Origin of the sequence: Stieleria neptunia (genome assembly GCF_007754155.1) — a bacterium.
GTDB classification, from domain to species: Bacteria; Planctomycetota; Planctomycetia; order Pirellulales; family Pirellulaceae; genus Stieleria; species Stieleria neptunia.
The window spans coordinates 6,315,771-6,329,245 of sequence record NZ_CP037423.1 but is presented as its reverse complement, the minus strand read 5'-3'; the positions used below and the strand labels follow the sequence as shown (position 1 = coordinate 6,329,245).

Here is a 13,475-nt window from a genome sequence, read left to right as displayed (position 1 = left end):
TGCTACCGGACAGGCTCAGATGGCGAGCCGGAAGGCGCCAAATGATGGCTAAAATGTAGGGATCGGTCAGGGTGACGCTTCGAGCCATGTGTCGCAGTTCGCCTGCGCACCCGGTGGTGCACTCGACCGGCGGGGCGCCGGTTACCAGCGACCGGTCTGGCGGTCTGAAATCACGATCCTGCGCGCTTCGGCGCTAATCCCGTATGCCAAGTCGGGTTGGTTCAATTCCAGGAACACCGTGTATTTCTGGTGGATCGCGTCGCTGTAGACCACCGGTGCGTGCGTCAGACGCATGAAATGCACCGGCCGTCCGTTCCAACGCTTGGTAAAGGCACCGGCTTCCAATGCCGGTTCGCGTTGCAATCCGTAGTAGCCCGTCATCGTTTCGGAAAAACGCCTCGGGTCACCGGTGAATCCGTGGAACGTCAAGCGTTGCAAACGATCGGAATAGTCGAAATAGAACGTCAGCGTTCCGGCCACGTCGTCGGCCCTGATGCCGGTCACCACCGGAACACGCAAGCCTTTTAAATTCAAATCCGCCAACACCGTGCTGACACGTGAGAATCGATTGACGACCCATTCGGGGCCGATATCGAATCGCATCACTTCGCGGAGGTCTTTGACCTGATAACCACTCAGCGTCGGCTCCGCGTCGGGGTCCTCCGGTATGGCGCCCAGCTTTCGCGCCAGTTCGGAATCATAGCGATAGCGATCCGCACGGACTTGCCGCAGCTTTTCGACTTCATAATGTGAATGGTTGGCGTAGCCGCTGGTTCGGACCTCTTCGTTGGTCGAGATACCGGGCGCGAGACCCGACAATTCGTCGACGGCCGACGATGCACCGTCGAAGAGCGAGCCGACCGTGGACATCGTCTGACGCCCCATCTCGGTCTCCGTCGCGACATACGGGCCGACGGCGGCAGCGGCGAGCAGGGCGGTGAGTTTTAGGCGGAGCGATGGCATGATCAATGTCCCGTTTGTTCCAGTGTCTACACAACGCTTTTTATCGGAACGCGGACAGGGCATTCTTCTCGGAGCCGCAATCCTTGGGGGTCACGATGACTCTAGCGATCGTAGCACCGCGGGGTGTGAAACTCGGTTTCACGCTCCGGCCCTTGGTGCGGATCTGCAAAGTTGGTGGCGATCAATCGAAACACGCTGTTTCGGCTCAGGAATCTCGGCGGGGTGTTCGATAACTGACGAAAGCGACGCCTCGAGCAAGTTTGCGGATTGACGCGACTTTGTAGTCCAAATCCATTCCGTTGGTGATTCACCCTCTTGCCGCACCCACCGATTCCATCCGACGCCAACCGTCACTCAGCCATCAATGGGGCTGGGACTTGTTGGCTGCGCGTGCGGCAATGGGGATGCGTTTGTCTGGGGTTGTTTTTCACCTCGCCCAACCTCGGGTGCCATCGGTATCACAGCATGGCCGAGACGATCGGTCAGCGGACCGATTGTGTTGACGCCTTGGTCTGTCAAATCGAACCTCATTCAGCGGCCCTGGTCGCGACGGTTGATGACGTCCCGGCTCCATTGACGTTGCGCTCGGCCGAGCAACTCGAATCATCGCCGATGCGCGAGATCTCACTTCCAGACGCTTTGGCCATCGCATTGGAAAACCGCAGCGTGCTGCGAGACCTGGGCGCCGGCGTGTTGCGGGTTCCCGGCCAGGTGCAATCCGAATACAGCGAATCTCTGCAACGGTTGGATCCGCAAGAGAGTGTCGAAGCGGCCCTGAGTGCCTTCGACGCCCAGTTCTATGCCCTCGGGAAATGGCAGAACAATGATCGCCGATTCAACAACCGTTTCTTCGGTGGCGGTGCCAACGCGTTCAAGCAAGACACGCATGACTACGTGTTTCAGTTGAGCAAGCGGACGCCAACGGGAGCCCAGTTTTCTGTGCGAAGCGTCACCGACTACGACGCCAACAATGCGACAGGCAATCTGACCGACAGCGCCTGGCAAACCCAGCTGCATGCCGAAGCCAGACAGCCACTGCTGCAAGGCGGCGGTCTGCAATTCAATCGCATCGCGGGCCCTGCTGCCGCACCGGGTGTTTACAACGGCGTGTTGATCGCCAAGGTCAACAGCGAAATCACGTCGGCCAAGTTCGAACAGGGCGTTCGTGATTACGTCAGCAACGTGATCAACGCGTATTGGGATTTGTACTTTGCCTATCGCGATGCCGACGCGAAACGCGATGCGATGTTGCGTAGTGAACAAACCTGGAAGAGCTACGCGGCCCAGAAATCGAGTAATCGTCAATCGGGGGCGGCCGAAGCGTTGGCGCGGGAGCAGTACTACCGATTTCGTAGCGAGTACCAAGACGCCGTCGCCGGAAAGCCGTCGATGCGGACTCAGAACGGCAATTCGTCCACCGGGGGAGCGTTCGCGGGAGTCGGTGGCGTGCAGGCGGCTGAGCGGCGGTTGCGGCTGATTCTGGGGTTGCCGATCAGTGACGGAACGTTGCTTCGGCCGAGCGACGATCCTTCGATCGCAAGAATCGACTTTGACTGGCAATCCATTTCCACCGAAGCCGTCTTGCTGCGAAGTGAATTGCAGCAACAACGATTGAAAATCAAACAACGCGAAATGGAACTGTTGGCGGCCAAGAATTTTCTGATGCCGTCACTGGATTTTGTCACGCTGTATCGACTTCGCGGTCTCGACAAAAACCTGGGCGGAAGTGATTCCGCGATCTCCGATTTGACCTCGTTCGACCTGCAGGAATACGAAGCCAGTCTGGAGCTGAAGTTGCCGGTGGGATTTCGGCAAGGCCATTTGGCGGTTCGGCATGCGAAATTACAAGTGGCCCGCGAACGGGCGATCTTGTCTGAACAACAGCGTCAAATCATTCATGACTTGACGTCGATGGTGGCCGAATGTGACCGGGCTTACGCGCAAGTCGAAACCAATCGCAACCGATACCTTGCCGCCAGCGATGCCTTGGCCGCATTGGAAACGTCTCAACAGGCCGGTATGCCGATCAATTTTGATCAACTACTTGATGCCCAACGGCGTGTCAGTGAATCGCAGTCACGGTTCTATGCCGCACTGGTCGAATACACGATTGCGACCAAGAACGTGCACTTGGAAAAGGGGACCTTGCTCCGCGCCAGCGACGTGCTGCTGATCGCCGAGTCCGGATCGGATGGAAACGAACCCCCGCCGGCTTCGCCGTGAACGATCTTTCTTCTGTGATTGATGAGGGCTCGCGCCCTGCCGCGAACACTGCCGCGAAAACTTTCGCGTCGTTGTGTGTGGGTATCACGTACTCCGGTGCGGACGCCCGCAACGAGAACGGTGTCACGCGCGACCAATGTGAACACTGTCAAATTGCCAATGTCATCGAAACCATTGCGCAACAAAAAAACGTTAAAGAAAATTCGAAAGCAGTACCGTGATTGCTCTGTCCCTCAATCGATGAATCAGTAGATTCATCCAACGACGGATGGGCCCTCGGGGCAAGATGCCCACCGGTCGCCGTCGATTCAATTGATTTGAATCGACGGCGGCTATTCTTCAAGCTCTTCCCATCTCAGGTAGGCCGACGCAAGTTCTTTCTCGGCCGTTGCCAGCTGAGCGGCGTCGGCCGCGATTTTGTCACCGCCACTCTGGTAGTACTCCGGTTCCGCCATGGCGGTGTGCATGTCGGCGATCTGTTGTTCCAAGCGTTCGATGGTTTCCGGCAGCGCTTCCAGCTCGCGTTTTTCTTTGTAAGACAGCTTTCGTTTTGCGGGTTCCGTTGGCGGGTTTACGTCAGGCTTGGCCGATTCTTTCTTGCGCGGGGTCGTGGCTGTCTTGACGGCCGCACCATTGCCGTTTGTCGACGCCTGGCGTCTGGCGACGGCGTCGCGCCAATCGTCATAGCCACCGACGTACTGCCGGATCGTGTCGTCTTCAAAGACGATTGTGCTGGTCACGACGTTGTTCAAGAACGTCCGATCGTGGCTGACCAACAACAGCGTTCCTGCATAATCTGCCAACAACTCTTCGAGCAATTCCAGTGTTTCGGCGTCCAAGTCGTTGGTCGGCTCATCCATCACCAGCACGTTGGCGGGTTTGGTCATCAGCTTTGCCAACAAGGCACGATTGCACTCGCCACCGGAAAGAAACTTGACCTTGGTTCGTGCCCGTTCCGGCGTGAACAGGTAATCCTGTAAGTAGCCGAGCACGTGTTTGGTCTTGCCGCCGACTTTTAGTTGTTCGCTGCCATCGCCGACGTTTTCCTGGACCGTCTTTTCCGGGTCCAGCGTGTCGCGGAGCTGATCGAAATAGGCGATCTCCAAATTGGTTCCCAGGCGAACTTTGCCGGAGTCGGGTTGGAGTTTACCCAACAGCAACTTCAGCAGCGTCGACTTGCCGGCGCCGTTGGGGCCGATGATTCCGATCTTGTCGCCACGCATCAGCTCGATCGAAAAACGATCCACGATGGTGTGATCATCGTAGGCAAAACTGACGTCGGTCAGCTCGGCGACCAGCACACCACTGCGTTGGGCATCTTGCACTTCCAGTTTTGCATTGCCGACGCGGTTCTGTCGTTTGCCGCGTTCGACGCGCATCGCTTTGAGGGCTCGAACACGACCTTCGTTTCGCGTGCGGCGCGCCTTGATCCCTTGGCGAATCCACGCTTCCTCTTCGGCCAACCGTTTGTCGAACAATGCGTTTTGTTTTTCTTCGGCCTCTAACGCTTGTTCTTTTCGGGTCAGGAACGTTTGGTAATCGCACGACCAGTCGAACAACCGGCCGCGATCGACTTCCCAAATCCGCGTCGCCAGTCGTTGCAAGAACGAACGGTCGTGGGTGATGAAGACCAGGGTCTTGTCCCAGCGCGAGAGAAAGTCTTCGAGCCAAAGGATCGATTCGATATCGAGATGGTTGGTCGGTTCGTCCAACAGCAGAATGTCGGGCTGGGCCACGATCGATTGTGCCAGCAGGACACGTCGTTTCATGCCGCTGGAAAGTGACTCGAATCGAAGCGCCCCGTCGAGTTGCATCCGCGACAACGTGGTCTCCACCGCATGCTCGGCTTCCCATCGCGTGGTCGGGTCGGAGATCTTTTCCGCCGGGATTCCGGACAACACGATTTCAGCGATGGTACCCGATAGGTGCGAGGGCACGTCTTGGGTCAATCGCGCGACGCGTGTTTTGTCACCGAGCTGGATTTCACCGTGGTCGGGCTGTAGCTCGCCGGCGAGCAACTTCAGCAAAGTGGTCTTGCCCGCGCCGTTGCGGCCCAGCAAGCCGATTCGCTGGCCGACTTCGATTTGAGCCGTGACGCCGTCCAGCAGGGGCGGTCCGGCGAACCCAATGGATACATCCGCAATCGTCAACAGTGCCATCGCCGAGCTTCCTTTTCCGGATCAGACCTTGAGAGTTCCGACGACGTCCGCAACGCGGGCGGCGCCGAGTTCGGCCAGGGCGGTCGGCAATTGGTCGACCAGCCGAGTCGACACGGTGGGATCATAGTAATTGGCCGTTCCGATTTGCACGGCGGAGGCGCCCGCGACGAGGAATTGCATCACGTCGTCGATCGTGGCGATGCCGCCGATTCCGATGATCGGCACGTCGACCGCTGAGGCGACCTGATGAACACATCGCAGCGCGATCGGCTTGATCGCCGGACCGCTCATGCCGCCCATTCCGTTGCCCAGCATCGGCCGTTGACGTCGCCAGTCGATGGCCATGGCCAACACGGTGTTGATCAGACACACGGCATCGGCACCGGCTTCCGCCGCGGCCTTGGCGATGTCCGCGATCCGCGTCACGTTGGGCGTCAGTTTGGCCAGGATCGGGACCGCACACGCCTCGCGTGCCGCCGCGACGACGTCGTGGCAGCTGGACGCGTGGGTGCCGAAGTCGACGCCGCCGCTGACATTGGGACAGGACAGATTCAGTTCGACCGCGGCGACGCCGAATTCACCGATCCGTCGGGCCAGGGTGACAAACTCGTCTTGGGTGCGTCCGGCCACGCTGACGACAACCGGTGTCGACAAGGATTGCAAGTAGGGCAGGTGGTGTTGGATGAACGCATCGACGCCATCGTTGTCCAAACCGATCGCGTTGAGCAATCCGGCAGAGGTTTCGACCGTGCGCCAAGGGGCGTTGCCGATCCGTGGTTCGGCCGTGATCGTCTTGGGCAGCACCGCGCCCAGGCGAGACACATCGACGACGTGTTCCATCTCCCTGGCGTAGCCGAAGGTTCCCGAGGCGACCATGATCGGATTGGGCAGCGTCATCCGGCCCAGGGTGGTCGACAAATCCATCGTTTGCGTTGCAGTCATAAGCCTTCGGTTACAAGGGTGTCGCAGGCGTCTTGCGAATCAATCGGCGATCGATTTCAGTCATCAGGACGTCCGCCACCTTTTGTTTGGTTCCTTTGACGCGGGCGATGACTTCGCCGGCGGTGTCCAACAGTTCGACATCGTTGACATCGGAATCCATCGCAATCGGACCATTGCTGATGATCATGTCGCAGTGTTTCTTTTCCAGCTTGACCGTCGCACGGAACCTGCGGTCGTTGGTTTCCAACGCAAATCCGACGACCCACTGATCGTCCCGCTTGGTTTGTCCCAGCGTCGCCACGACGTCGGGGGTTTCGATCAGTTGCAGCGTCAGTGGTTCGCCGGTCTTGGCGATTTTTTCTGTTTCGACGATCTGGGGCATGTAGTCACAGGGGGCCGCTACCCCGATCGCTCCGTCACATTCGGTAAACCACTCCTGGCTGGCCGCCAACATGTCGTCGGTCGTGACCACCGAGATCACTCGGGCGCCCGCCGGGTAGACCGTGGGAACCGGCCCCGAGACGATGACGACTTCATGCCCCAGTTGCAATGCTGCGGTGGCCAGCGCGGCACCCATCCGTCCGCTCGATGCGTTCGAGATGTAACGAACGGGATCGAGATACTGACGGGTCGGTCCCGACGTGATCAAAATCTTTACCACGTCGACTATTCCAGGGTTTGGTCAAGCAATTGGTTCAGCTGCTCGGTCGACATTTCCATTTTGGCGGCTGCCAGCGCAAAGAGACGTTTTTCACTCTCGTCCAGAACGCCGTCGGCGGCCATCATCCGCACCAAGTCGATCATCAACTCTTTGCGGCCTTCCGGGTCTTGGGGCAGTTCCAACGCCGCGTCGTCGCCCAACCCGTATCGGATCGCGCGGCTCAACTCCGCTTCGCCCAACCCGAGTTCATGGCAACGTTCGGCGACAAACGAGACCTCGCGTTCGCCGATCGTCCCGTCGGCCATCGCCATCACGACGAGGTTGCGTAGTTGGCGCATTCGATCACTGAAATGTTTCTCGTTCATAAACGAAATCCTAACTTTCCCCGTCGCGACTGCCTAGCGAGGTGATGCAGTTTTAAAGTCACCCTCCTGGCAGGAGGGTCGAGCGCAGCGAGGGGAGGTCGAACGGTGAATCGCGAGTTTTACTTCACCTGCCAGAGTCGCGTCCCAAGCAGCAAACAGAACCCTCCCCTCGCTACGCTCGACTCTCCCAGGGGGGGCTTCGCGAATTTTAGTGGCTGCTCTCGGATACTCGGGGAAGGTTTTTTGAGGGATGACTGCGATGTCCGATGGTTCTGTTCGGTCTGATGGCGAAGCCAGCTGTAGCGGAGACGGGCTCTGCGGAGGAGCAACCCGCCTAGGAATCACCTGGTCTGCGATGCGGCGAAGGTGCTTCGTGCCCTCCACCGGCCCGCGTCGCCGGAGGGGCGTTTGAACCGAGCGTTTGTCGTCCAACACCCATTCGGACATCGCAGCAATGCCTCAAAAAACCTGGGTCCTGAGTGATTAGCCAATAAAATCCACGAAGAACCCCCAGGGGGAGAGTGACGAAAACCCTTTCATATCAACGACTTAAAAACCGCTTGGTCTCGCCAGGCAGGGTTTCGATTTTCCACCGAGTTAAGCCTGCTATTCCAATACGGGGCGCATCGGTTGCGTCCAGCGGAGGCCCGTGCGTCGGTCGCTTTCCTTTCGCCTGAACCGAATTCTGCCTCTGGCGCCGTCGGCTTGATGCCGTTTCAGGCTTCCGATCATGAAAAGCTGAGATATTGCCAGAGGGCTGGGCAAATCAGCCATGACAGCACCGCTGAATCTTTGTTAACCCGATCCGTGGGTGGGCGAGATGATTCATTGGATGCGATTTGACGTCATGGGAATACTTCAGATGGGTAGAACGGGCAGTTCAGAGGGGATAGCTAGGGCAGGTCTTGCAGCTGTCGCCTTGTTGTTGATTTGCAGCGGAGCGTTTCCGACGGGGCTCACGATGGCCGAGACGCCGCTCTGGCAGTTGGGCATTCCGACTTTCGGGGGAAAGCCGCCCGAAGAGCAGGCCCAGGCGGGCCCTTCGTTCCATTTTCCGCCCCCGGACTCCGAAGTCGCCCCGATGGCTGTTGAAGTGGCCGGACCGGAAGTGGCCGGACCGATTGAGCAATCGCTTTCGGAGGTCCAGCCGGCGGCCTATCAAGTCAGCCAAGGCGCGACGACGGCGGTGGTTTCCCCCGGTTTGCCGATGCCGCCGCTGCCGGCGGCGGCGGCGCAACTGGATTTGCCAGTCGCACCCGTTGCCCCGGCCGGCACGACCGTTCCCGTTGCTCCGGTGGTCGACCCGTCGACGCCGATCGGCCAGGCACTTGCCTCGGGCGCGCCGGTGGAGTCGCCGCCGTTGGCCGAAGAAACCGCGTCGTGGTATGAAATCCCCTGGCGGTGGGTCACCCGCGGCTGGAAGAACCACGCCGAGCTGGGGCTTGATGGCAGCAGCGGAAACTCACGGACGCTGGCGCTGCAGACCGGCTTGGAGATGAAACGCAAGACCGACCGCTACACGTTGGGGATCGATTTCGATTATCGCAAGGCGACCAATCGCGGCCTGACGACCGAAGACAACGGCCGGTTGAACCTGGATTACGACCGGCTTTTCCAGGATTCCAAGTGGTCGGCGTTTGGAAAGTTTGGGGCCGAATGGGACCAGTTCAAAGCGTTCGATTCGCGGCTGAATCTCAACGGCGGCCTGGGCTACCATTTCATCCGAACCGACGACGCGATGCTCGCCACTCGCTTCGGTGCCGGTGCTTCGAAAGAGATCGGCGCGCCCGACGACGACTGGAAACCGGAAGCGGTGTTCGGCGCCGAGGGGGAGTACCAGCTCAACCGCTACAACAAGATGAAGGCCAAGGTGGACTACTTCCCGGCCTGGGAAGATTTCTCCGACTACCGAGTTGTCAGTGACGTCGCGTGGGAAATCCTACTCGACGACACCGACAATTTGTCCTTGAAATTGGCGCTGACCGATCGCTACGACAGCACGCCGCAAGGTGCCAAGCCGAACGACGTTTATTATTCGCTGTTGTTGCTGGTCAAGTTCTAGATCAGCTTGGTTTTGCCGGGGATGGCGAACGACGGCTCGGGACGCGGGCCGTTGTAATCGAAATCGCTGGGGAACAGGTCCAACTGCGACTCGTTGGTCAGGAAGTCCCAGGTCACCTTTTGTCCGGTGTAGGCGGCGACGCGTCCGAGCACGGCGGTCATCGAGCTGTTGGCCGTTTCCTTGAGTTCGACGATCGGGTCGCCGGCACGGATCGAATCGACCAGGTCCTTGTGCTCTTGTCGATAGGCGGACTGGATGTCGCCTTTCATCGACCACACTTCGTTACCGTCACGGTCTTTGATCGACGCGCCGCCGTTGCTGCCGTAGATCGTGGCGGTGCCCTCGGATCCGAAGATCTGGTTGCTGACGTCGCTCTGCGATCCGGGGATTTGTCGGCACATGAACGAGACGCGTCGGTCACCGGAATAGGCGTAATCGATGGAGTTGCTGTCCCACATTTCGCTGCCGTCGGGACGGGTGAATCGGCCGCCACTTCCGTACGCGGACTCGGGTGGTCCCTGCATGACCCAGTTCATCACATCGATGTTGTGCACGGCTTGTTCGGCGATTTGGTCGCCGGAGAGCCAGATGAAGTGCATCCAGTTGTAGATCTGGTATTCGGTGTCCGACATGCCTTCTTTGCGTGTCTTGTGCCAGATGCCGGTGCTGCAGTATCGGGCGGTCATGTTGATGACATCGCCGATGGCGCCTTCGTGGATCTGGCGAATCGCTTCGACGTAGTTCGTTTGACGGCGGTATTGGGTCCCGGTGACGATCGCGGTTTTATTGGCGACCGCTTTGTCATGGGCCTGGAGACAGATTCGATAGCCGGCGGGGTCGACACAGGACGGTTTTTCGGCGAACACGTGCTTGCCCGCGTCGACGGCTTCCATCACGTATTGCGGCCGGAACCCCGGGGGGGTGGTCATGAGGACCAGATCGATTTCGGGGTCATCCAGGATGCGTTTGTAGGCATCGATTCCGACGTAGTTTTTGTCTTCGCGAACGGCCACCTTGTCGCCGAATTGTTTTTCCAGCCGACTCAGGACACGTTGTTTGTTGGCATCGACGTCCGCGGTCGCGACCAGTTGGATGTGCTCGTTGATGGTCAACGTGTCGCTGAGCGCCCCGGTACCGCGTCCGCCCAGCCCGACGATGCCGATTCGGACCACGTCGTTGCTGCCTTGGTCTTTGGGCTCGGCCCCCCGCACGGCACGAGGCAACATCGCGGCGCCGGTGATTCCGGCCGAAACGGCCGAACCCTTTTTCAAGAATTGACGTCTCGACGACGTGGAATCTTGGGCCGGGGAAGTGGTTTTATGATTGTTGACGTTCGTCATTCAAATGTTCCTGAGGTGGGGTAACGTGTCGCCGGGACAAATGGAACAATCCCGGTGGGGCGGGCGAGCGGGCCAATCGTATCAAGTCCAATAGTGTACTAACCGGACGTTGCGGAATGTTGACTCCGTTCTCGCTGACCCGTGACAGAAAAAACAAAACTGATAGACTTTCCCCCATGACCGAACACAAACCTACTGATTCTCAGAACCCGATGGTCGCTCCGTCGCGGGCGATTCGACCCCATGGTACCACCGAAAGCCGGAAAATTGCAGCCATGGCGGCGCGTGTGGCCTTGGAAAACAACGGCAAAGACGTCGTCGTGATCGACGTTTGTGGTCAGTCGGCAGAATTCGACCTGTTCGTCCTGGCGACCGGCCAAAGTCGACGGCAATTGCACGCCATCAGCGAGCAAATCGACGATGCGCTGGAAAAAGGGATGGGCGAAAAACGCGACGGCATCGAAGGCTATGACGAAAGCCGCTGGATCGTCTTGGATTACGGCAGTGTCGTCGTCCACCTGTTCGATGAAGAGACGCGGGAGTTTTACGACCTGGAATCACTCTGGGCCGACGGGACTGCCATCCCACTCTCTGAGCTGGGTATCGAGCAGACCGACTGATCCTCCGCTTTCCTACCTCCACTTTGGTCCGGCGTCGCGGTTGATTCACGCCCGTCGGACGTTCTGGCAATCACAATGCATCTCCCTTCATTGTTCACCGGTCGCGTGACCGACGCGCTCTCGCGATGTTCCTTTGCCTCGCAGATCGATGACCCGGATCGATACGCCGCGATGATCCGGCCCGCCGGTAACCCCAAGTTCGGGGATTACCAATCCAACTGCGCGATGCCGATCGGAAAACGGGTCGCCGATTCCAATCCGCGCCAGGTTGCCGCGGAATTGATCGAGCAGCTGCAACTCGATGACGTTTGCGAGACGCCGGAGATCGCCGGCCCTGGGTTCATCAATCTCAGGCTCAAGGACAGCTTCTTGCAGGACCGTCTGGCAGAGATGCTCGCCGACGACCGCTGTGGCGTCGACCCGGTTGCGTCGCCTAAAAAAATCCTGATCGATTACTCCTCGCCCAACGTCGCCAAGCCGATGCACGTGGGCCACATTCGCACCACCGTGATCGGAAACTGTTTGGCCAAGACGCTTCAGTTTCTCGGGCACGAGGTGGTCACCGACAACCACCTCGGTGACTGGGGCACGCAGTTCGGCATCATCATTTACGGTTACAAACACTTCGGTGACCCCGAGGTGGTGCGCCAGGACCCGGTGCCGGAATTGGCCAAGCTGTATCGCATCGTGCATCAGCTGATGGGCTACCACAAAGCGATCCAAAACGTGCCCAAGTACGAAGCCGAGATTGCGCGGTTGGAGGACTTGCATGCGGCCGCGGTACAGGAAGCCGAAGGTGCCGAGGGAAAGGATGCCAAAAAGAAACGAAAGGCCGCCGAATCACTGGCCAAAAAAGTCGCAGCGGCGCGATCGGATCTGAAATCGGCCCGAGCGGCGATCGCGGCGACCGACGCGGATCCCGTGATGAAACAACGTGCCCAAGCACATCCCCAGATCGCCAACGCCGTCCTGGACGAAACGTCGAAACTGCACGCCGACGATCCGGAAAACATCGCGCTGTGGGAACAGTTTCTGCCGCACTGCAAAGACGAAATCAACCGGATTTACTCGCGGCTCAACGTGACCTTTGATCACACGCTGGGTGAGTCGTTTTACCACCCCATGCTTGGTGAAATCGTTGACGATCTCAAGCAACGGGGGCTGGCCAGCGAAAGTGACGGCGCGATCTGTGTGTTTTTGGATCAGTTCGATGCGCCGATGATCATCCAGAAACGCGACGGTGCCTACCTGTATGCCACCACCGATCTGGCTACCCTCCGTTACCGCCAGGAAACCTTCACGCCGGACGAAGTGTTGTATGTCGTGGACGCTCGGCAAAGTGAACACTTTGAAAAACTGTTCGCCGTCGCCGAAATGACGGAGCTGATCGATGCCAAACTGGTGCACGTCAGCTTTGGGACCGTGCTGGGCGAGGACGGGCGGCCGATGAAGACCCGCAGCGGAACCTTGATCGGGTTGGAAAGCCTGTTGGATGATGCCGTCGAAGCCGCCTATCAGGTCGTCTGTAATCCCGATCGGTTGGTCAAATTGCAGCCTCCCATGGATGACCAGGAGAAACGTTTGGTGTCCGAACGCGTCGGCATCGGCGCGATTAAATACGCCGATCTGTCCCACGACCGAACCAGCGACTACAAATTCAATCTCTCCAAGATGGTCGCCCTGTCGGGCAACACGTCGACCTATGCGCAGTACAGTTTCGCCCGCACGACCAGCATCTTGCGTCGAAACGAGGTGACCGAAGCCGACGTGGCCGAGCGGATCGAAGTATCCGGCATCACGCTGACGCATCCGGCCGAACGGGCGCTAGGATTGCAGTTGTTGCAGTTCGAGGAAGCGCTTCAGAATGTCTATGAAGACTACCGGCCGAATCACTTGGTCGACTACGTCTATTCGACCGCCGAAGCGTTTTCGAAGTTCAATGATCAGTGCCACGTGCTCAACGCCGAAACCGATGCCATCCAGAACACGCGGTTGGCGCTGGTCGTCCTGACCGGACGTGTGATCAAACAAGCGTTGGAATTGCTGGGCATCGAAGTCGTCGATCGGATGTAGCGACGAATCTCGGGGGTGAGATCGATGCCCGCGCAACCGGGGCCGCCGGATGACGTCTTGAGCGGAA

The 13,475-nt window shown here is 58.9% G+C and carries 11 protein-coding genes; 5 read left to right on the top strand and 6 right to left on the bottom strand.

What is annotated here, in order from left to right:
- Positions 1-141: 141 nt before the first annotated feature.
- Positions 142-963: a DUF6690 family protein gene (locus tag Enr13x_RS22115; protein ID WP_145389057.1), complete on the bottom strand. Its 822-nt coding sequence runs from the start codon at positions 961-963 to the stop codon at positions 142-144.
- Positions 964-1,428: 465 nt separating this feature from the next.
- On the opposite strand from Enr13x_RS22115, the gene Enr13x_RS22110 reads away from it, so the two are divergent.
- Entirely contained in the window at positions 1,429-3,186 is a 1,758-nt protein-coding gene (locus tag Enr13x_RS22110; protein WP_145389056.1) for a TolC family protein, read from the top strand.
- Positions 3,183-3,407: a hypothetical protein gene (locus Enr13x_RS22105; protein ID WP_145389055.1), complete on the top strand. Its 225-nt coding sequence runs from the start codon at positions 3,183-3,185 to the stop codon at positions 3,405-3,407. Before Enr13x_RS22110 ends, Enr13x_RS22105 begins: the two co-directional genes overlap by 4 nt.
- A gap of 111 nt (positions 3,408-3,518) precedes the next feature.
- Here the strand turns inward: Enr13x_RS22105 and Enr13x_RS22100 are convergent, their stop codons facing one another.
- The 4 genes from Enr13x_RS22100 to Enr13x_RS22085 are packed head-to-tail and all read right to left on the bottom strand — an operon-like array spanning position 3,519 to position 7,313.
- The gene (locus tag Enr13x_RS22100) at positions 3,519-5,339 is read right to left on the bottom strand and encodes an ATP-binding cassette domain-containing protein (RefSeq protein ID WP_145392590.1); all 1,821 of its coding nucleotides are present in this window, start codon (positions 5,337-5,339) and stop codon (positions 3,519-3,521) included.
- Between the two features lie 27 nt (positions 5,340-5,366).
- Positions 5,367-6,287: a dihydroorotate dehydrogenase gene (locus Enr13x_RS22095; RefSeq protein WP_145389054.1), complete on the bottom strand. Its 921-nt coding sequence runs from the start codon at positions 6,285-6,287 to the stop codon at positions 5,367-5,369.
- A gap of 10 nt (positions 6,288-6,297) precedes the next feature.
- Complete coding sequence (locus tag Enr13x_RS22090) at positions 6,298-6,948, bottom strand: phosphopantothenoylcysteine decarboxylase domain-containing protein (protein WP_231743702.1); 651 nt, start codon at positions 6,946-6,948, stop codon at positions 6,298-6,300.
- 5 nt (positions 6,949-6,953) lie between these two features.
- Entirely contained in the window at positions 6,954-7,313 is a 360-nt protein-coding gene (locus Enr13x_RS22085) for a TerB family tellurite resistance protein (protein ID WP_231743701.1), read from the bottom strand.
- A gap of 961 nt (positions 7,314-8,274) precedes the next feature.
- Here Enr13x_RS22085 and Enr13x_RS22080 point away from each other — a divergent pair.
- Complete coding sequence (locus Enr13x_RS22080; protein ID WP_145389052.1) at positions 8,275-9,375, top strand: DUF481 domain-containing protein; 1,101 nt, start codon at positions 8,275-8,277, stop codon at positions 9,373-9,375.
- Here the strand turns inward: Enr13x_RS22080 and Enr13x_RS22075 are convergent.
- Positions 9,372-10,715: a Gfo/Idh/MocA family protein gene (locus Enr13x_RS22075; protein WP_145389051.1), complete on the bottom strand. Its 1,344-nt coding sequence runs from the start codon at positions 10,713-10,715 to the stop codon at positions 9,372-9,374. The genes Enr13x_RS22080 and Enr13x_RS22075 overlap by 4 nt on opposite strands.
- A gap of 176 nt (positions 10,716-10,891) precedes the next feature.
- Here Enr13x_RS22075 and rsfS point away from each other — a divergent pair, with 176 nt between their 5' ends.
- Together rsfS and argS are read left to right on the top strand one after the other, a co-directional pair.
- Positions 10,892-11,335, top strand: coding sequence for a ribosome silencing factor (gene rsfS, locus Enr13x_RS22070; RefSeq protein WP_231743700.1), 444 nt, complete (start codon positions 10,892-10,894; stop codon positions 11,333-11,335).
- A gap of 75 nt (positions 11,336-11,410) precedes the next feature.
- Positions 11,411-13,408, top strand: coding sequence for an arginine--tRNA ligase (gene argS / locus Enr13x_RS22065; protein WP_145389050.1), 1,998 nt, complete (start codon positions 11,411-11,413; stop codon positions 13,406-13,408).
- Positions 13,409-13,475: the final 67 nt, after the last annotated feature.

Excerpts from the sequence above, each read along its gene's own strand:
- Enr13x_RS22115 (WP_145389057.1), bottom strand. The coding sequence starts at position 963 with ATGCCATCGCTCCGCCTAAAACTCACCGCCCTGCTCGCCGCTGCCGCC.
- Enr13x_RS22110 (WP_145389056.1), top strand. The coding sequence starts at position 1,429 with ATGGCCGAGACGATCGGTCAGCGGACCGATTGTGTTGACGCCTTGGTC.
- Enr13x_RS22095 (WP_145389054.1), bottom strand. The coding sequence starts at position 6,287 with ATGACTGCAACGCAAACGATGGATTTGTCGACCACCCTGGGCCGGATG.
- Enr13x_RS22085 (WP_231743701.1), bottom strand. The coding sequence starts at position 7,313 with ATGAACGAGAAACATTTCAGTGATCGAATGCGCCAACTACGCAACCTC.
- Enr13x_RS22080 (WP_145389052.1), top strand. The coding sequence starts at position 8,275 with ATGGCCGAGACGCCGCTCTGGCAGTTGGGCATTCCGACTTTCGGGGGA.
- Enr13x_RS22075 (WP_145389051.1), bottom strand. The coding sequence starts at position 10,715 with ATGACGAACGTCAACAATCATAAAACCACTTCCCCGGCCCAAGATTCC.
- rsfS (WP_231743700.1), top strand. The coding sequence starts at position 10,892 with ATGACCGAACACAAACCTACTGATTCTCAGAACCCGATGGTCGCTCCG.
- argS (WP_145389050.1), top strand. The coding sequence starts at position 11,411 with ATGCATCTCCCTTCATTGTTCACCGGTCGCGTGACCGACGCGCTCTCG.